Genomic DNA, 19,461 nt, shown 5'->3' with positions numbered 1-19,461 from the left:
ATTCCCTCGGGTGGGGCGCGAGCAAAAGTCAGTGTAGGTCACGGATGCCGGCGCCATTCACCCGTCCGTAACCTGCAACGCAACGAATGAATCGAATCATCCGCGCGCGAGGAGAGACAGTGACCAGGTACCTGAGGCAACGACAGCGGCGTTTCACACCCCCGCGACTGACGATCGCGCTGGCCACCGCCGTCGCGCTGGTGGCGACGGCGACACCGGCCGGCGCGTTCGCTGCACCGCCGGCTCCGGCCGCTGTTGAGGACCTCGGGGAGGGCAGCGGCGCCATCGAGGTGACTCGGGCCGAGGACACGCAAGCCGTCACGGCAGATGCGGGCGAGCCCCAGACCTATGTGGTCCAGATGGCCCTCGCGCCGGTCGTCGCATACGACGGCGGTGAGGCAGGACTGAAGTCGACGAAGCCCCGCGGCGGCGCCAAGGTGGATCCGGCCGACCCCGCGGTCGAGGCGTACAGCACGCATCTCAAGGGGCAGCAGCGAGCCGCTCTGGCGAAGGTGAACGGCGGCGGGCCGTCGTACAGCTACGTCTACAGCTTCAACGGGTTCGCCGCCGAGCTCACCCCCGCGCAGGCCGCCGAACTCGAGGCGCAGCCCGACGTGGTGTCGGTGCATCCGGATGAGCTGGTCGAGACCGACACGTCCTCGACGCCGAGCTTCCTGGGCTTGGACGGCGAAGACGGGTTGTGGGGCCAGCTCGGCGGTCCGACCGGCGGAAAGAAGACGCCCGGCGCAGGTGAGGACATCGTCATCGGCGTCATCGACAGCGGCATCTGGCCCGAGGTCGGCAGCTTCTCCGACCGCAACGAGTCGAACAAGCTCGTGTACCAGGGCAAGCCCGAGGGGTTCCGCGGCACGTGCGCGTCGGCCGAGAACGTCGGCGACGACTCGTGGGACGCCAACCTCTGCAACAACAAGCTGGTCACCGCGCAGTACTTCAACGCCGCCTGGGGCGGGAACGAGGGTGTCGCGCAGCAGCTGCCGTGGGAGTTCCTCTCGCCCCGCGACTACAACGGGCACGGCACCCACACGGCATCGACCGCCGGCGGCAACCATGGCGTCGACGTGACCGGCCCGGCCGCCGCGTTCGGTGAGATCTCGGGCATCGCACCGCGGGCCCGCATCGCGTCGTACAAGGCGCTGTGGTCCGTCGAGGACGGCTCCACCGCGAACGGCTACACCTCCGACATGGTGGCGGCCATCGATAAGGCCGTCGCCGACGGGGTCGACGTCATCAACTACTCGGTGTCAGGATCCAGCACGGACTTCCTCGAGCCCACCGAGGCGGCGTTCCTCAACGCCGCTGCTGCCGGCATCTTCGTCTCGGCATCCGCGGGCAACTCCGGCCCCGATGCGGGCACGGTCGCCCACCCCGGGCCCTGGCTGACCACCGTCGCCGCGGGTACTCACGACCGCACGACGACGGGCGCCGTGGTCCTGGGCAACGGCGCGCGCTACGAGGGGGTGTCGGTCAGCAACTCGGCGGTCGGTCCCGTCCCGCTGATCGCCGGAGCCGCCGCCCGCGCTGCGGGTGCCTCTGCCGGCGCCGCGGTCCGCTGCTATCCGGCGAGCGCCAACAACGGCAAGCCGGCGCTCGACCCCGCCAAGGTCACCGGCAAGATCGTGCTCTGCGAGCGCGGCGGTGACATCGCCCGCGTCGATTCTTCGCGAGCGGTCGCCGAAGCGGGCGGGGTCGGCATGATCTTCGTGAACGCGTTCGAGAACTCGCTCAACGCCGACTTCCATTCCGTGCCCACGGTGCACCTGCCCGACACGGAGGGGTCCGCGATCAGCGCCTACGCGGCTACTGCCGGAGCGACCGCGACCATCGAGAAGGCCGTCATCGCGAGCGGCGGTGCCGCGCCCTACACGGCGGCGTTCTCCTCTCGCGGTCCGCTCGTCGCCGGCAACGGCGATGTGCTGAAGCCCGACGTGATCGCTCCGGGACAGGACATCCTGGCGGCGGTCGCCCCTCCGGGTCAGGGCGGCATGGACTTCAACCTCATGAGCGGCACGTCGATGTCGGCGCCGCACGTCACGGGACTGGCCGCCCTGCTGCGCGACCTGCACCCCGATTGGTCGCCGATGGCGATCAAGTCGGCGCTCATGACCACCGGGTCGGACGTCCTGGACGGCGAGACCTCCAGCGATCCGAACCTGATCTTCAAGCAGGGCGCCGGACACGTGCAGCCCACCAGCGCGGCCGATCCCGGCCTGGTATACGAGAGCGGTGTCGACGAGTGGCTGGCGTTCCTGTGCGGCTCGACGCGCAGCGTGCCGGCCGCCACGTGTGACGACCTCGAGGCGGACGGGCGCTCGCTGGACCCCAGCGACCTCAACACGCCGTCCATCGGCATCGGCCTGCTCGACGGCACCCAGACGGTCACCCGCACGGTGACCAACGTCGACGACGAGGCCGCGACCTACACCGCATCGGTGAGCGGTCTCACGGGAGTGGGCGTCACCGTCGAGCCGAGCACGATCACCGTCGCGCCGGGGGAGACCGCGTCGTACGCGGTGACCTTCACGGTCGGCGACGAGACCGAGCTGTTCGACTATCTCGCGGGTCAGCTCTCGTGGACGGACGGCAGCCACACGGTGCGGTCCCCGATCGTGCTCCGGGCCAAGCAGCCGGGTGAGGAGGACTGGGCCGCTCGGTACGACGGAGCCGGCGGGCAGTTCGGGAGCTCGTCGGATGTCGGCAACGAGGTTCTCGTCCACCCCGACGGCCAGCGCGTCTACATGAGCGGCTACAGCCGGCCGCCGTCGGCCGGCGGGCTGGTGAGCGACTTCCTCACCGCTGCCTACGACCCCGAGACCGGTGACACGCTCTGGGAGGAGCAGTGGGATGCCTCCGACGGCGGCTCCGATGAGCCGGCGGGCTTCGGGATGAGCCCCGACGGCGACACCGTCTATGTCGCCGGAACCAGCGGTGGCGACTACCTGACCGTCGCCTATGACGGTGAGACGGGGGAGAAGCGGTGGACCACGCGTCTCGATGGGCCGGGCGAGGCCGGTGATTTCGTCAACGACCTCGCCGTCAGCCCCGACGGCTCGACCGTCTACGTCACCGGTTACCACAACATGGGCGGGCCGCAGCTCGACTACGCCACCGTGGCATACGACGCGGCGACCGGTGAGCAGCGATGGGTCGCGCGCTACGACGATCCGGTGAGCGGCACGGACGACGCGCGGGGCATCGCGGTGAGCGAGGACGGCTCGACGGTCGTGATCACCGGGCAGAGCCAGGGTGACGGCACCGGTCTCACCGACTGGGGCACCGTCGCATACGATGCGGCCACCGGCGAGCAGCTCTGGCAGGTCCTGCGCAACGGGTCGGACGGTCACATCGACATCGCGGAGAACATCGCCGTCACTGGTGACACCGTGATCGTCGCGGGTGTCGTCAGCAACACGGACCGTCAGACCGACTGGGAGACCGTCGCGTACGACCTGGCGACCGGTGCAGAGCGGTGGGCGATCGGGTACGGAGAGGCGCTCACGGATACGCCGCAGTCGCTCGGAGTGAGTCCGGACGGCGGCACGGTGGTCGTGGTCGGCAACGTGGAAGGAGGCGCCGACATGGACTACGCCACGGTCGCGTACAACGTGGCCGACGGCGAGCAGCTGTGGGCGACGCGCTACGACGGCACCGCTCATGGGCTCGACGTCGCCTACGACGTCGCGCTGACCGCGGACGGCACCCGCGCCGTCGTGACCGGCGAGTCCCGGAGCGCCGAGACGGCCTGGGACTATGTCACGATCGCGTACGACATGAGCACCGGCGAGCAGATCTGGTCGGGCAGCTACGACGCGACGGGCGCCAGCGACGGGGCGAACGGCGTGGCGGTCGACCAGCGGGCCGATGGTTCGCGACGGGTGTTCGTCACCGGAGCGAGCACCACCGCGTACGACTCGGTCGGGCTCGACAGCAACATCGACGCGGCGACGGTCGCCTACTTCGACCCGTTCGACTAGCCGACAGCGGCGCGGCCGCCGGGAGAGGAATCGTTCCTCACCCGGCGGCCTCGTCGTTGCCGCAGCTGCTATACAGTCGCGGTCTTCCGGCAACCCCCGGGATGAAGATGTCCAAGCGTGCCGACGAGGGCGGCGAGGGTGTCACCGACGCCTGGCGTGACGGAAACCGGGCGCCACCCGAAGGTGACACCCGGCCTCGCTTCCGAGAAATCAGGCCAGGTAGGCGAGGGCGCCGACGATCAGGTCGGCGACCTCGTCAGGGTGCGAGACCATCACCGAGTGCGAGGCATCGGGAATCTCGACCGTCTTCAGCGACCCGGCCCGCTCGGCCATGAACCGCAGGCCCTCGGCGGGGATGTTCTTGTCGCCGGTGCCGTACACGAACCACGACGGCAGGGTCTTCCATGCCGACGTCTCGGCGGGCTGCGGCTCGGTGAGTGCGAAGTCGCGGATGGCGCGCTGGGTCGCCGCAGCGATCTGCGCGTCGGCGAGCGGCACGTCGCCGGCGAACTGGTTCGGGAACAGCTCGCGGTCGACGATGAGGTCGTTCGTTCCGTCACCGAGAGGGATCGGCCGCACGGTCTCGCCCAGCGTGCTGCCCGGGAACTGGCCGGTGAGGCCCAGTGCGGTCTCGCCGTGCTCGGGAGCGAACGCCGCGACATACACGAGCCCCTTCACCGCGTCGGCGCCGACGGCGGCTTCGGTGATGACGGCCCCGCCGTAGGAGTGGCCCACGAGCAGCACGGGGCCTCCGACCGACTCGACCGCGCGACGAACGTTGTCGGCGTCGGTGGTGACGCTGCGCAGCTGGTTCGGGGTCGCGATCGCGGCCACGCCGCGGGCGTGGAGGTTCGCGAGGACGCCCGTCCAGCTGGAGGACTCGGCGAAGGCGCCATGGACGAGCACGACGGTGAGGGATTCAGACACTGCTTCTCTTTCTCTGGGGTGGATGCTGGGGCCGGTGAGACGGGGGAGGGATGCTGTCACGCGAACTCGACGACGATCTCGACCTCCACCGGGGAGTTGAGCGGCAGCACCGCGACTCCCACGGCGCTGCGGGAGTGGACCCCGGCATCGCCGAAGATGTCGCCGAGCAGTTCGGAGGCGCCGTTGAGCACGCCGGCCTGTCCGTAGAACTCCGGGTCGGACGACACGAACCCGACGACCTTCACGATGCGGGTCACGCGATCGAGCGAGCCGATCACCGTTGCGACCGCTGCGAGCGCATTGATCGCGCTGACCCGGGCGAGGTCCTTGGCCGCCTCGGGAGTGACCGCGGAGCCGACCTTGCCGGTCGTCCGCAGGGCGCCCGCGACGAATGGGAGCTGCCCGGCCGTGTAGACGTAGTTGCCGCTCACCACAGCGGGGACGTACACGCCCGCGGGCGCTGCGGCCTGCGACGGAATCTCGACGCCGAGCTCAGCGATTCGATCGGTGATCGCGCCCATGACAAAACTCCCAAGCTCGTCGCCACCCGGGGCAGTGGCAGAGCTTCACCGTAGCGGTACTGGGAGCGCTCTCACGGAATGACGACGAAGAATGTCGCCTCCCGGCGGTCGCGCCGTTTCGGCGTCACCCCGGAATGGCGTCAACGCCGCACGCACCTCGTCGAGCCACGTGGCGGAGCGCGCTCCGGTGCACAGGGTGAGGGCGGTCGTCAGGTCGGCGCGGGCTCATCGTCCTTCGATTCGGGCGACGACGTCGATGGCCGGCGATAGCATTCGTCGCATGGCCGAGGAGCCCGCGACATCCATCACCGTCTATCACCACTTCGATGCCGGCCAGAGCGCGGTGTGGAGGGCATGGACGGATCCGGCGATCGTCAGTCGCTGGTGGGGCTCCGACCCGGACGGCGTCGTGACATCGGCAGCGCTCGACGTGCGACTGGGCGGCCGCTTCACCATCTCGTTCCAGGACTCCAGTGGTGACGTGCACACCAGCACGGGGGAGTACCTCCGCGTCGAGGAACCGACCGAGCTGGAGTTCACGTGGTCGTGGCTCAGCGAGACCAACCCCCCGTCACGGGTGAGCGTGGTCTTCGCGACGGATGACACCGGGACGCGGATGCGATTCGTGCACGGCGAACTCCGCGGCGGGTCGGATCACGATTACGCCCAGGGCTGGCGACGCACGTTCGCGAAGCTGGACCGCGTGCTCGCCGGCTAGCTGTTCGGCTCGAGCTTTTCGGAGGGGCCCCTTTCGGTCCATCGAGAGCTGGCGACTGCTGCCGGGGTCGCCCTCACGATTGAGCGATCTCGTCAGCGTCTGGGCGGGCGGAAATCTCCCGACCAGCACTCCCGGAAGAAGAGAGTTGCGCCACGCGCTAACTCGCGTTAGTCTCACATCACCTCGAACTCACGCGCGTTAGTCAGCCGTGCGAATCCAATGAAGGAACAGCAGATGTCAGAGACGACCCGACGCCCGGTGACGATGGCGGATGTCGCGCGTCACGCCGGCGTGTCCCGTTCGGCCGTCTCATTCGTGCTCAATGATCGACGCTCGGTCAGCATCGCCGAAGACACCCGCGATCGTGTGTTGGCCGCCGCGGCCGAACTCGGCTACCGTCCCAACGCGGGCGCGCGCGCACTCGCCAAGAAGCAGAGCGACTGGTACGGACTCGTCACCGAGATTGTGACGGCGCCGTTCGCCGTGGACATCATCAAGGGAGCGCAGGATCGCGCCCTCGTCGATGAGAAGTACCTGCTGATCGCGTCCACTGAGTCCGACCCCGCCGCAGAGACGGCGGCCATCGAGCGGCTGCTCGAGCAGCGCGTCGAAGGACTCCTCTATGCCGCGACGTGGCATCGTGCCGTCGAGCTTCCCGAGATCGCACGTGAAGTGCCGACCGTGCTCGTCAACTGCTTCGATGTCGCGGGCCGGTACCCGGCCATCGTCCCCGACGAGCGCACGGGCGGGCGTCGGGCGACCGAGCGCCTCCTCGCGGCCGGACACCGTCGCATCGGCTTCATCAACCTCGATCCCGACATCCCCGCGGCGGTCGGGAGGCGCGTCGGCTACCACGAGGTGCTCCAGGAGGCGGGTGTCGCACCCGACGAGAAGCTCGAGATCTCGGGACACGCGACGGCCGACGGCGGCTACTCCGCGGCATCCGCTCTCCTCGACCTCGCCGACCCGCCCACGGCGATCTTCTGCGCCAACGACCGCATGGCGATGGGCGCGTACGACGCGATCAAGGAACGCGGCATGCGCATCCCTCACGACATCGCCGTCATCGGATTCGACAATCAGGAGCTCATCGCGGCCTACCTGAGACCGGGCCTGACGACGGTGGCACTGCCCTTCGAACAGATGGGCGCCCGCGGCGTGGATCTTCTCGCCGCGATCATCGCGGGTCAGTCGACCGGCACGGGAACCGTGACGGTCGACTGCCCGCTCCTAGAACGCGCGTCGGTGTGACTGGACATCTCGTCCGACGCGCAGCCCCTTCGGCTTCAACGAAGAAGAAAGGAACACACTCATCATGACAGTTCACCGCAAGGCGGCGCTCATCGCCGTCACGGTGGCGGCGACCGCCGCGCTCGCACTCTCCGGCTGCAGCGCCGGCGGAGGCGACTCCGCGGACTCGCTGGACGGCAGCCAGCTGCTGACGATCCCCCGTGAAGACATGGGCACCTTCGACCGCAACTTCAACCCGTTCGCCAACCCCGACTTCCCGATGACGCAGCAGGCGATCTTCGAGTCGATGCTCGTCTACAACCCCGCCGACGGCTCCACCACTCCGTGGCTGGCGACGGAGTGGGAGGTGGCTCCCGACAGCATGAGCATCACGTACCACCTGCGTGAGGGCGTGGAGTGGTCGGACGGCGAGCCGTTCGTCGCCGACGATGTCGTGTTGTCGTTCGACCTGCAGCGAGAAGTGCGCGGCGGATTCGACTACATCGAGTCCGTGACGGCGGTCGACCCACTCACGGTGCAGTTCGACTTCAGCCAGCCGTTCTCTCCCGCGTTGCTCGACATCGGCCAGCAGGTGATCGCTCCCGCCCATGTCTGGAGCGATGTCGACGACCCGACGAAGTTCGCCAATGAGGAGCCGGTCGGCACCGGTCCCTACACCGAGATCACCAACTTCCAGGCGCAGTCGTTTGACCTTGGCAAGAACCCGAACTACTGGCAGCCCGACAAGCAGAAGATCGAGGGCATCCGGATGCTGGCCTTCGCGGGCAACGACGGCGCCAACCTCGCCGCCGCCAACGGCGACGTCGATTGGGCCCCGCAGTTCATCCCCAACATCGAGGAGGCGTACGTCGCGAAAGACCCGGAGCACCGGTTCTACTGGTTCCCGACGACCGGGTCGATGATCAGCTGGCAGTTCAACACCACCAAGGCACCTTTCGACGACGTGAACGTGCGCAAGGCACTCTCGATGGCAGTTGATCGCGACCAGGTCACGGAGATCGGCATGCAGGGGTACACACACCCCGCCGACTGCACAGGCCTCTCGGGTTCGTACGACAGCTGGCGCGACCAGACCGTCGTCGACTCGTGCACGTGGACCGAGCGTGACCTCGAGGCTGCCGGTGAGCTGCTGGATGCCGCGGGCATCACGCTCGGTGCGGACGGCAAGCGCGTTCTTCCCGATGGTGCGCCTTTCGAGTTCGACTTCTCGGTGGGCTCGACCTCGAGCGACTGGGTGTCGGTCGGCAACGTCATTTCGCAGAACCTCGCCGAGTTGGGGGTGACCGTCAACGTCGCGGCCAAGGACTGGGGTGATGTCGTCGCCGGTTATGAGAACGGCACGTTCGATTCGGGCATCGTGTGGAGCGCCAACGCACCCACGCCGTACCAGTTCTACCGCGGTGTGATGTCGACCGAGACGGTCAAGCCGGTCGGTGAGCAGTCGTTCGACAACTACCATCGCTACGGCAACGTCGAGGCCGACGCGCTGCTCGCGCAGTTCGCCGCGACCTCCGACGAAGCCCAACAGCAGACGATCATGAACGATCTCCAGGCACTGTTCGCTGAGGTGGCCCCGGTGGTGACGCTGTTCCCCGGGCCGGAGTTTGGCGCCGCCAGCACCCTGCGCTTCACGGGCTGGCCGAGTGAGGACAACCCGTACGCCATCCTCGGGGGCGTGCGTGCGCGCAGCGCCGTGCTCATCCTCACCAGCCTCGAACCCGTCGTCACCGACTGACCCATCGTGCCGTTCTGCTGCGTCGCCCTCGCGGCGCAGCAGAACGGCCGAGGAGACACATCATGGGCTACATGCTGCGGCGCTTCGGGTTCTATCTCGTGGCGTTCTGGGTGTCGATCACCCTCAATTTCTTCCTTCCTCGTTTCATGCCGGGCGACCCGGTGTCACGCATGGTCGCGCGACTGCAGGGGCAGATCCGACCTGACCAGGTCGAGGCTCTGAGAGAGTCCTTCGGGCTGAGCGACGCTCCGCTGTGGGAGCAGTATTTGCGCTACCTCGGCCAGATCTTCACGGGCAACCTGGGCTTCTCGATCTCGAGGTTCCCGACCCCCGTCATCGACGTCATCTCCAGCGTCATCGGATGGACCTTCCTGCTGGGCTTCGTGTCTCTGATCATCGCCGTCGTCATCGGCAACGTGCTCGGTATCCTCGCTGCCTGGCGCCGCGGCGGCGTCCTCGACTCCTTCGTTCCGCCGCTGCTCATCTTCATCGGCTCGTTCCCGTACTTCTGGCTGGCGATGGGGCTGCTCTACCTCTTCGGTGTCACGCTCGGATGGTTCCCGCTGCGCCACGCGTACGAGGTGGGCACCACTCCGGAGTTCTCCCTCGCGTTCCTCGGCGACGTCGCGTACCACCTGATCCTCCCCGCCACGTCGATCGTGCTCGTCTCGGTCGGCGGCTGGATGCTGGGCATGCGCAACACGATGATCGCCACCAACGCCGAGGACTACATCGTGATGGCCGAAGCCAAGGGCCTGCGGGCGAACCGCGTGATGATGCAGTACGCGGCCCGCAACGCGCTGCTGCCGTCGGTCACGGCATTCGGCATGTCGCTGGGCTTCGTCGTCGGCGGCGCGCTGCTCACCGAGGTCGTCTTCGCCTACCCGGGCATCGGCTACACCCTGCTGGCCGCGGTGCAGAACCTCGACTACCCGCTCATGCAAGGACTCTTCCTCACGATCACCACGGCCGTGCTGATCGCCAACTTCCTCGTCGACATCGTGTACGTGCGCCTCGATCCGCGCGTGCGCGTGAGCTGAACGGAGGGTGTGATGTCACTCGCGCAAGATCCCCGCGCCATGGCCGAGCTGGAGCTCGGCAGCCCGCCCGGCCCCGACGGGCAGGTCACGACCACGCCGACGCCTCCGCGTCGCCGCCGTGGCGGAGGCGGACTCCTGGGAGGCCTGCTCGGCAACGCGAAGGCAGCGTGGGGCCTGGTGATCCTCATCCTCTTCCTGCTGATGGCGGTCTTCGCTCCGGTCCTCGCTCCCGGAGACCCCACGCTCATCCAGGGCATCGGTTCACAGCCGCCGTCGCCGGAGCACTGGCTGGGAACGACGGCCAAGGGGCAGGACGTGCTGGCACTGAACATCTGGGGCTCGCGTTCGTCGCTGTTCGTCGGCTTCACCGTCGGGATCCTCGCGACGTTCGTCGGGCTCCTCGTCGGCCTCGCATCGGCCTTCTTCGGACGCACCATCGACAACGTCCTGTCGCTCGTCACGAACGTGTTCCTGCTCCTTCCCGGCCTGCCGCTGCTCGTGATCCTCGCGGCGTTCCTGCCGCAGGGGCTCGGCACCGTCATCCTGGTGCTCGTCATCACCGGTTGGGCCGGGTCCGCCCGCGTGCTGCGCTCGCAGGCCATGTCGATCCGCGGCAAGGACTTCGTGGCCGCCTCGCAGGTCACCGGCGAGGGCGGCTTGCGCATCATGTTCCGCGAGATGCTGCCGAACATGGCGTCGATCGTCATGAGCACGTTCCTCGCCTGCGTGATCTTCGGCATCGGCGCTCAGGCCGGCCTCGAGTTCCTCGGTCTCGGCGACATCAGCACCATCAGCTGGGGTACGAACCTGTACTGGGCCAGCAACGACGGCGCCCTGCTGACGGGAGCCTGGTGGGTGTTCGTTCCTCCGGGCGTGTGCATCGCGCTCGTCGCCTTCGCGCTCGCGCTCGTCAACTACGGCGTTGACGAGACGACCAACCCCCGCCTGCGTCGGCCGCGCCGCCGCACCACCCCGGACGCGCCCACCCGTGTCGTCCCCCGCACGCGCAAGGAGACGGCGCGATGACCGCCCCGCTGCTCGAGATCCAGGATCTCTCCGTCGAGTACGTCACCGAGGCCCGCACCGTGCGTGCCGTCGATCGAGTGTCCTTCTCGATCGCCGAGCGCGAGGTGTTCGGCCTCGCGGGGGAGTCGGGCTGCGGCAAGTCGACGATCGCCAACGCGATCCTGCGGCTGCTGCGGGACCCCGCAGTGATCTCCGGTGGGTCGGTCCGCTTCGCCGGCACCGACGTGCTGGCACTGAACGCCGAGGAGCTTCGCGAGTTCCGGTGGCGCAAGGTGGCCATGGTCTTCCAGAGCGCCATGAACGCGCTGAACCCGGTGATGACGATCGGTGACCAGATCGTCGACATCTACACCACCCACGACGGCGTATCGAAGAAGACCGCGCTCGCGCGGGCCGGCGACCTGCTCGATCTCGTGGGCATCCCGCGAGACCGACTGCGCTCGTACCCGCACCAGCTGTCGGGCGGGATGCGGCAGCGAGTCGTCATCGCGATGGCGACGGCACTACGACCTCCACTGCTCATCATGGATGAGCCCACCACGGCGCTCGACGTCGTCGTGCAGCAGGAGATCATGGCGCAGATCAAGGACCTGCAGCGCGAGCTGGGGTTCGCGATCCTCTTCATCACCCACGACATGTCGCTCATGGTCGAACTCTCCGACCGGATGGCCGTGATGTACGCGGGGCGCTTCGTCGAGACCGCACGATCCGACGAGATCTTCGACACGCCCGAGCACCCGTACACCCGCGCCCTGATGAACGCCTTCCCTCCCATGTCCGGTCCCCGCACCCGTCTGCAGGGCCTCGGCGAAGGCGTGAGGTTCCGCGACATCCCCGATCTCGAACCGATCACGCCCACCCACTGGGTGGCACCCAGCGACGACGACTCCCTGATCACGGAGACCATCTCATGACCGCACCCGAGACCCCCGTGCTCTCGACACGAGGGCTGCAGAAGACATTCACCATCGGCGGGGCATTCTCCCGCAAGAGCGTCCGCGCCCTCGGCGGCGTCGACCTCGACATCGCCCACGGCGAGGTCGTCGCACTCGTCGGCGAGTCCGGCAGCGGAAAGTCCACACTCGCGCGCTGCATCGCCCGCCTCGAGCAGCCGTCGGCCGGCACCTTCCTCTTCGAGGGCGAAGACATCATCGCCACATCCAAGCGGCGCGCGACCCGCGAGTACCGCTCGGCCGTGCAGATGATCTTCCAGGACCCCTTCGGGTCGCTGAATCCTGTCCACCGGATCGGCCACTTCCTCGAGCGTCCGCTGCGCATTCACGGTGCCGCATCCGGCCGCGCGGAAATGGAGCGCGCGAAGCAGCGGCTGATGGCGAAGGTCGGGCTTCCCGACGAGATGCTGGACCGCTACCCGCACGAACTCTCCGGCGGCTAGCGGCAGCGCATCGCGATCGCCCGCGCGCTCGCGGTCAACCCGCGGCTCATCCTCGCCGACGAGCCGACGTCGATGCTCGATGTCTCGGTGCGGATCGGGGTGCTCAACCTCATGCGCACGCTGTGCGAGGAGCAGGGCATCTCGATGCTCTACATCACGCACGACCTCGCGTCGGCGCGCTACCTCGCCGACCGCATCGTCGTGATGTTCGCCGGCGAGTTCGTCGAGGGCGGCGATGCGATGGAGCTGCTGGCAAACCCGCAGCACCCGTACACGCGGCTACTGATCTCGGCAGTACCCGACCCCAAGCGCACCGAGCCGTTCGACCCAGTCGAACGCGCTCGTCTGCGCCGCGAGGTGCTGACGCCGACCGACTGCGCGCTGGCCCAGACAGCCGCCGAGCCATGCTCCGACGCGAAGCCCGTCTTCCATCACGTCAGTGAACAGCCCGAGCACTGGGTGCGGTGCGGGCTCTACGCTCCGCCTTCCGACGCCCCCGGGACCGCCTTGGAACTGCCCGACGACCTCGAAGAAAGCCCTGCCGCATGACCGCGACGTCCACATCCACGATCGTCCCGGCGGAGCTGATCGCGCGCGCCGCCGCCGACCCGCACCGCCCGGCCTATCATTTCACCGCGCCGGCGGGATGGCTCAACGACCCCAACGGCCTCACCCAGCGCGACGGCGAGTACCACCTCTTCTACCAGTTCAACCCGCACGCGCCGTTGCACCACCGCATTCACTGGGGGCACGCCGTCAGCGCCGACCTGGTGCACTGGCGCGATCTGCCGATCGCGCTGACGCCGAGCGACGGGCCCGACGTCGACGGATGCTGGTCCGGCGTGCTCGTGTACGACGGCGACACCCCCACGATCGTGTACTCGGGCCGTCACGGAGACCGGGAGCTGCCGTGCGTGGCGACCGGTACCCCCGATCTCGTCGAGTGGACGAAGGATGCCGAGGGCCCGGTGATCGCGGCTCCGCCCGCGGGCGTCGACGTCACCGCGTTTCGCGACCACTGCGTATGGCGCGAGGGGGAGACATGGCGGCAGCTGATCGGCTCCGGCATCCGGGGTCGGGGAGGGACGGCGTTCCTGTACGAGTCTCCCGATCTGCGCGAGTGGACGTACGTCGGGCCCCTGCTGGTCGGCGACAGCGCGGTGGGCGATGCGAGTTCGCCCGACTGGACCGGCACCATGTGGGAGTGCGTGGATCTGTTCCGGATCGGCGGGCAGGATGCCGCGCACCGCGATATCCTCGTCTTCTCGGCCTGGGACGAGGGCGTCACCCACCACTCGCTGTACTGGTCCGGTCGCTACGACGGCGACCGGTTCACGCCGGCCGCGCTGCACCGGCTCGACCTGGGCGGACGGTACTTCTATGCCCCGCAGTCGATGCGCGACGAATCGGGCAGGCGTCTCATGTTCGGCTGGCTGCAGGAAGGTCGACCGGACAGCGCCGCCGTCGCGGCGGGATGGTCCGGCGTCATGTCGCTGCCGCGCGTGGTGACGGCATCCCCGGACGGGGCCATTCACCAGGCACCGGCTCCCGAGGTCGATGCGCTGCGCGACGAAGAGCTGGTCGTCCTCTCTTCGGTGCTGAGCGCCGAACCGGTGGAGATCGTCCGCGGGGACCAGCTCGATCTCGAGCTGCGACTGACAATCCCCGACGGCGGCGCCGTCACGATCGCCCTGCGGGCCACTGATGACGGCGCCGAGCGCACGGTCCTGCGACTGCAGCGACACGGTGATCGCGCGGAGCTGAGCCTCGACCGCTCGCGGTCGAGCCTGGATCCCGAGGTCGACGCGAGCCCGCGCGGGGGCAAGGTGCCCTTAGACGGAGACGGCGGCGCAGACATACGGATCCTCGTGGACCATTCGGCGCTCGAAGTGTTCGCGGGTGGAGTTCCGCTCACGGCCCGCGTGTACCCGACCCGGGAGGATGCCCTCAGCGTCCGCCTGTCCGGGGCCGACGTCCCGGTGCAACTGCGCGCCTGGTCGATGCACACGGTCGCACGGAACGCGGCGGCCACTGCATGAACATCGTCACTGGGCTGTCCACAGGGCCGACCGTGCGGCCCGCGTTTCATTTCAGCGTGCCCGATAACTGGAAGAACGACCCTCAGCGGCCGATCTTCATCGACGGCGAGTACCACTACTACTACCTGTACAACGCGGACTACCTCGCCGGCGGCGCCGGCACCTCCTGGCGGCGGGCCACGACCCGGGACCACGTGAGCTTCGTTGATCACGGCGTCGCAATCGAGAAGTTCACCAACGGCAACGGGGACTGCTGGTCGGGATCGCTCGTCATCGACACCGAGGACACCGCTGGGTTCGGCAGAGGAGCGGTCATCGCCTTGGTCACCCAGGCGCTGGTCAATCAGGTGCCGGAGGGGCGCCAGGCGCAGTTCCTCTGGTACTCCACCGACGGCGGCCGCTCCTTCCGGGCAGGCGGCGACGACCCGGTGCTGGCGGATCCGGACGTCACAGACTTCCGCGACCCGAAGGTGATCTGGGACAGCATCCGTGAACGGTGGTTCATGGCCCTCGCGGAGGGCCATCGCCTCGGCTTCTACGCGTCACCCGACCTCGCCACCTGGACGCGGGTCGGCGAATTCGCCCGTGACGATTTGGGTCTGCTGGAGTGTCCGGACATCTTCCAGATGACGGCCGACGACGGATCCTGGCAGTGGGTTCTCGGGGTCAGCGCCAACGCAAAGCATCGCGGATTGCCGGCGACGTACGCCTACTGGACGGGCGCATTCGACGGCAGCAACTTCGTTCCCGAGGCGCACGAGCCACGCTGGCTCGACTGGGGCTTCGACTTCTACGGGGCCGTCACCTACCCGCACTACGAGCCGTCCGGTGAGGAAGACGCATCCCTTCGTCACGCCATCGGCTGGGCGAACTTCTGGGACTACCCGCACAACACCCCTACCCTCGTGACCGATCGCTACAACGGTGACGACATGATCGTGCGGGACCTCCGGCTGGTGCGTGAGCGTGACGGATACGCCCTCGCTTCCACCCCCACCGGTTCATTGACGGAGTACACGGTTCGTACGCACCGCCTCGGCGATCTGGAGGTCGACGGTGACCTCGATCTCGACGTACACGCGCCGGCGTACGACCTGAGCTGCGAAATCGAGTGGGATGCCGAGGCCGCCTGCCCCACGGCCGACATCGGCTTTCAGGTGTGCCGCGCCGGCGGCGGGTCGCGCTACGTCACGGCCGGTTTGGACCTGTCCGGTCCGTCCGCCTACCTCGACCGGACGCTGACGTTCAACCCGACGCGCGGCCGCACGCAGGCGCCGCTCGAAACGTCAGCGGGGCGCGTGGCAATCCGCCTGCTAGTCGATCGCACGAGTGTCGAGCTGTTCGTGGGCAACGGGGGGAGCGCGCAGTCGCACCGCCTCTTCCCCCTCGCGGGGGATGACGGCATTCGACTTTATGCGCGTGGCGCGACCGCGGTCTTCCATGACATGACGATTCGCGAGCTCTCCGTACCGACGGAGACCCGCGCGTGATGGCGATCGCGTGCTCGTGATAAACGAGAGCCTCACTGTGCGCGACGACACCGATGGGTCGGATCCTGGAGCACGAGCCTGCACGCCTTCGGTCGTTGGACTGCAACATCCGACGGGAACTCGTCGGCCTGCCGGGCCAGGCGCGGTCGCGTGGAGTCGATCGCCCGGTCGTGCACAAGCTCAGTGACCAAGAGGCCGCCTTGGCTGTACCCGGTGTCGATATCGCCGACGGCACGGACCTTCTGCGCCCATCCGGTCCCGGTCTCGTCGCTCTGAGGCGAGGCGGCAAGGGTTCCCGGCTCGCGGGTCGTGCACGGTCTGTCATCAGGTGATTAACCGCTTGACCAAGCCGCGACATCCGGTCTATCGTGTGAATAACCGATTAACCAAAGAGGGTGACGATGGGCCAGCGAGGGTTCTACCAGCCGGAAGGCGCGTGGGTGGGGGATGTCATCCCCTGGCAGGAGGATGGCGAGTTCCACCTCTTCTACCTGTACGAATCGCGCCAGGTGCCGCGCGAAGGGATGCCGTGGCACCGCGTGGTGACGGACAACCTCGTCGACTTCGACGACCGCGGCGAAGCGATCGCCTCGGGCGGCGTCACGGCGGCCGACTTCAACGTCTACACCGGCAGCATCGTGCTCGCCGAAGACGGCACGCACCACGTGTTCTACACCGGGCAGAACCCCGACGCGGTCGGCGACGACGGACGGGCGCTGCAGGTGGTGATGCACGCGACGAGCGTGGACGGAATGCGTTCCTGGCAGCGCCACCCCGACGACACGTTCGGAGCCACCCCCGGCTACGAGACCGGCGACTGGCGGGACCCGTTCGTGTTCTGGGACGAAGCGGCGCGCGTATGGCGGATGCTGATCACGGCGCGCCACGCGCACGGGCCGTCGCGGCGCCGTGGCGTGATCGCCCAGTGCACATCGCACGACCTCTCCACGTGGGAGCCGGCTGCACCGTTCTGGAACCCGCGGCGGTATCTCGCGCACGAGTGCCCCGAGGTGTTCCAGTGGGGCGGCTGGTGGTACCTCGTGTTCTCCGAGTTCAGTGACGCCTTCACAACGCGCTACCGCATGGCCCGCAGCCTCGACGGTCCCTGGCAGGTCCCTGAGCACGACACGATCGACGGGCGTGCCTACTACGCGGCGAAGTCCGCTGCCCGTGGCGACCGGCGGTTCTTCTTCGGCTGGATCGCATCGCGCGAGGGCGCGCAGGACGATGGCCCGTGGCAGTGGGCGGGCACGATGTCGGTGCTCGAGGCCGAGCAACGCGCCGATGGCACTCTCGCCTTCCGCCCGCCGGAGGAGTCGCGCGACGCGTTCTCGCAGCCCGAGGAGGGGATTCCCGCCGGGAGCGTCCTGCTGGCACCCGACGGGTACCGCGATCTGCTCACGAGAGAGGATGCCCCGACGGCGTTCCGTCTGCGTGCGCGCTTCGATATCGCCGACAGCACGACGGAATGCGGCGTGCTGCTGCGGGCCGGCGCGGACGGCGATGAGGGGTACGTGCTGCGCCTGGAGCCCGAGCGCGGGCGGCTCGTCTTCGACCGCTGGCCCCGGCGTGCGACCGGCACCGAGCAATGGCAGATCTCGGGCGACGTGCCGTTCGCGATCGAGCTGGAGCGGCCGTGCCACATCGGCGCCGGCGAACACGTTCTCGATGTGATCGTCGACGGCGACATCTGCGTCGCGACGCTCGACGACGCCACCGTCCTGAGCACCCGTCTGTACGACCGACGGAACGGCCGACTCGGCGCCTTCGTCGGTGAGGGCGCCGTCACGATCACCGAGTTCTCGGTGTTCTCGCCCGCCCCTGCCGACCCCAGTCAGCAAACGCACTCCGACTCGCTCCTCGCCAAAACCGCGTAGCAGCCGATCCCGCACCCACCTGCAGTACCCGATCAAAGGAGATTCCGACATGGCAGCTCTCACCCGCACGGCGGCGATGGTCGCCGTCGCCGCCGCGACCGCACTCATCCTCACCGGCTGCGCCGGCTCGTCAGGCGCGTCCGACCCGACCGACGTCGACCCCGACGGAGAGGTCGTCCCCCGCCAGATCTCGTGGCTGCTCTCGCGCCCCGCAGACGGCGGCGTCATCACCGCGATGGAGCAGATCGCCGACGAGTACGCCGCCGACCATCCCGGCTTCGCGCTGAACCTCATCACGACTCCCGATCGGCCGTCGTACATCCAGAAGTACGAGACGCTCGCGGCCGCCAACAAGCTGCCGGAGCTCTTCGACACGGATGCGACGCCGTTCGCGCAGAAGCTCGCTGCACAGGGGCGGATGATCGACATCGAAGCCCTGCTCGACGACCTTGGACTGGACGACTACCGCGAAGCGGCACTGAACTATCAGCGCTTCGACGACGGCTCGCTGTACATGGTGCCGTTCGAGTTCCAGCTCGAGTACTTCTGGTACAACTCGGCCCTGCTGGAGGAGGCGGGCGTGGGCGTGCCGGCAACCCTGGACGACTTCCCCGCGATGTGCGAAGCGCTCCGCGCGAAGGGCATCACCCCGATCGCGCTCGATGGACAGGACCAGTGGCCTCTGGAGCGGTACATGGCCTACTACCCGTTCCGGCTCGCCGGACCCGAGTACGTGCAGCAGCTCAAGAACGGCGAGGCATCGTTCGGCGACCCGGCCGGACGCGCCGCCGCCGAGTGGCTGTCGTCACTCGGCGAGGCCGGCTGCTTCCAGGAGGGGTTCTCGTCGACCGGCTACGCCGACGCGCAGGCGCTCCTCACCTCGGGCAAGGCTGCGGTGTACAACATCGGCACGTGGGAGCTGAGCAACTTGGCCACCGACGCGCTCGACCCCGGCGTCCGGGATGACGTGGACTACTTCACGCTCCCGACGATCGACGGGGCCGTCACCGACGACAACGAATACGTCACGCCTTCGGGAATCGGCATGGCCGTGAACGCGAAGACGTACGACCCGCTCGTGCGGGACTTCCTCGGATTCGCGCTGGAGCGCTACCCCGAGGTGTATGCCGCGACCGGCGCACTGTCTCCGACCACGACGGCAGCGACCACGATCCCCGACAACGCCACGCCGCTGTACGCCCGCGCGATCGAGCAGGCCGACAACGTCGGGCCCCGCATCGCGATGCCGTGGGACACGCAGCTCGACCCTGCGACGAACACCCGCCTCCAGCAGGAGCTGACGCTGCTGGTGCAGGGGGACATCACTCCCGACGAGTTCATCACCACGATGGACGCCGCTCTCGCGGAGAACGCCAATGCCTGAATCCCTCACTGTCGGGGCTGGCGCGGCCGTGTCGCGCCAGCACCGGCGGGCGCGCCCCGCGCTCA

15 protein-coding genes are annotated in these 19,461 nt (G+C 68.3%); 13 read left to right on the top strand and 2 right to left on the bottom strand.

Annotation, left to right across the window (positions count from 1 at the left end; translation table 11 throughout):
• Nucleotides 1-119: 119 nt before the first annotated feature.
• Complete coding sequence (locus tag VIP82_RS14160; RefSeq protein WP_331909683.1) at nt 120-3,992, top strand: S8 family serine peptidase; 3,873 nt, start codon at nt 120-122, stop codon at nt 3,990-3,992.
• Nucleotides 3,993-4,202: 210 nt separating this feature from the next.
• On the opposite strand, the gene VIP82_RS14155 is transcribed toward VIP82_RS14160, so the two are convergent.
• Nucleotides 4,203-4,919, bottom strand: coding sequence for an alpha/beta fold hydrolase (locus tag VIP82_RS14155; protein ID WP_331909678.1), 717 nt, complete (start codon nt 4,917-4,919; stop codon nt 4,203-4,205).
• 56 nt (nt 4,920-4,975) lie between these two features.
• Nucleotides 4,976-5,440, bottom strand: coding sequence for a RidA family protein (locus VIP82_RS14150; RefSeq protein WP_331909676.1), 465 nt, complete (start codon nt 5,438-5,440; stop codon nt 4,976-4,978).
• 280 nt (nt 5,441-5,720) lie between these two features.
• On the opposite strand from VIP82_RS14150, the gene VIP82_RS14145 reads away from it, so the two are divergent.
• The 12 genes from VIP82_RS14145 (at nt 5,721) to VIP82_RS14090 (ending at nt 19,396) form a co-directional block, all read left to right on the top strand.
• Nucleotides 5,721-6,158 (top strand): SRPBCC family protein, encoded by a 438-nt coding sequence (locus VIP82_RS14145; protein WP_331909674.1) that lies wholly within the window; start codon nt 5,721-5,723, stop codon nt 6,156-6,158.
• 234 nt (nt 6,159-6,392) lie between these two features.
• Nucleotides 6,393-7,409, top strand: coding sequence for a LacI family DNA-binding transcriptional regulator (locus tag VIP82_RS14140; RefSeq protein WP_331909672.1), 1,017 nt, complete (start codon nt 6,393-6,395; stop codon nt 7,407-7,409).
• A gap of 64 nt (nt 7,410-7,473) precedes the next feature.
• Entirely contained in the window at nt 7,474-9,144 is a 1,671-nt protein-coding gene (locus VIP82_RS14135; protein WP_331909670.1) for an ABC transporter substrate-binding protein, read from the top strand.
• Between the two features lie 62 nt (nt 9,145-9,206).
• A complete protein-coding gene (locus tag VIP82_RS14130; protein WP_331909668.1) occupies nt 9,207-10,184 on the top strand; it encodes an ABC transporter permease in 978 nt (325 codons plus the stop codon).
• 39 nt (nt 10,185-10,223) lie between these two features.
• Nucleotides 10,224-11,210, top strand: a complete 987-nt coding sequence (locus VIP82_RS14125) for an ABC transporter permease (RefSeq protein WP_414684678.1) — start codon at nt 10,224-10,226, stop codon at nt 11,208-11,210.
• Nucleotides 11,207-12,124: an ABC transporter ATP-binding protein gene (locus VIP82_RS14120; protein ID WP_331909664.1), complete on the top strand. Its 918-nt coding sequence runs from the start codon at nt 11,207-11,209 to the stop codon at nt 12,122-12,124. The genes VIP82_RS14125 and VIP82_RS14120 overlap by 4 nt, the downstream gene beginning before the upstream one ends.
• Nucleotides 12,121-12,606, top strand: coding sequence for an ATP-binding cassette domain-containing protein (locus VIP82_RS14115; protein ID WP_331909662.1), 486 nt, complete (start codon nt 12,121-12,123; stop codon nt 12,604-12,606). Before VIP82_RS14120 ends, VIP82_RS14115 begins: the two co-directional genes overlap by 4 nt.
• Before the next feature lie 72 nt (nt 12,607-12,678).
• Complete coding sequence (locus VIP82_RS14110; protein ID WP_331909660.1) at nt 12,679-13,155, top strand: ABC transporter ATP-binding protein; 477 nt, start codon at nt 12,679-12,681, stop codon at nt 13,153-13,155.
• Nucleotides 13,152-14,645 carry a glycoside hydrolase family 32 protein gene (locus tag VIP82_RS14105; RefSeq protein WP_331909658.1) on the top strand — a complete coding sequence of 498 codons (1,494 nt, stop codon included), beginning with the start codon at nt 13,152-13,154 and terminating at the stop codon, nt 14,643-14,645. Before VIP82_RS14110 ends, VIP82_RS14105 begins: the two co-directional genes overlap by 4 nt.
• Before the next feature lie 56 nt (nt 14,646-14,701).
• A complete protein-coding gene (locus VIP82_RS14100; RefSeq protein WP_331909656.1) occupies nt 14,702-16,135 on the top strand; it encodes a glycoside hydrolase family 32 protein in 1,434 nt (477 codons plus the stop codon).
• Between the two features lie 401 nt (nt 16,136-16,536).
• Nucleotides 16,537-18,012, top strand: a complete 1,476-nt coding sequence (locus VIP82_RS14095; RefSeq protein ID WP_331909654.1) for a family 43 glycosylhydrolase — start codon at nt 16,537-16,539, stop codon at nt 18,010-18,012.
• A gap of 49 nt (nt 18,013-18,061) precedes the next feature.
• The gene (locus VIP82_RS14090) at nt 18,062-19,396 is read left to right on the top strand and encodes an ABC transporter substrate-binding protein (protein WP_331909652.1); all 1,335 of its coding nucleotides are present in this window, start codon (nt 18,062-18,064) and stop codon (nt 19,394-19,396) included.
• Nucleotides 19,397-19,461: the final 65 nt, after the last annotated feature.

Origin of the sequence: Microbacterium sp. (genome assembly GCF_036566905.1) — a bacterium.
Classification (GTDB): domain Bacteria; phylum Actinomycetota; class Actinomycetes; order Actinomycetales; family Microbacteriaceae; genus Microbacterium.
The sequence above is the reverse complement of the archived record's forward strand: the minus strand, read 5'-3'. Positions and strand labels throughout refer to the sequence as shown.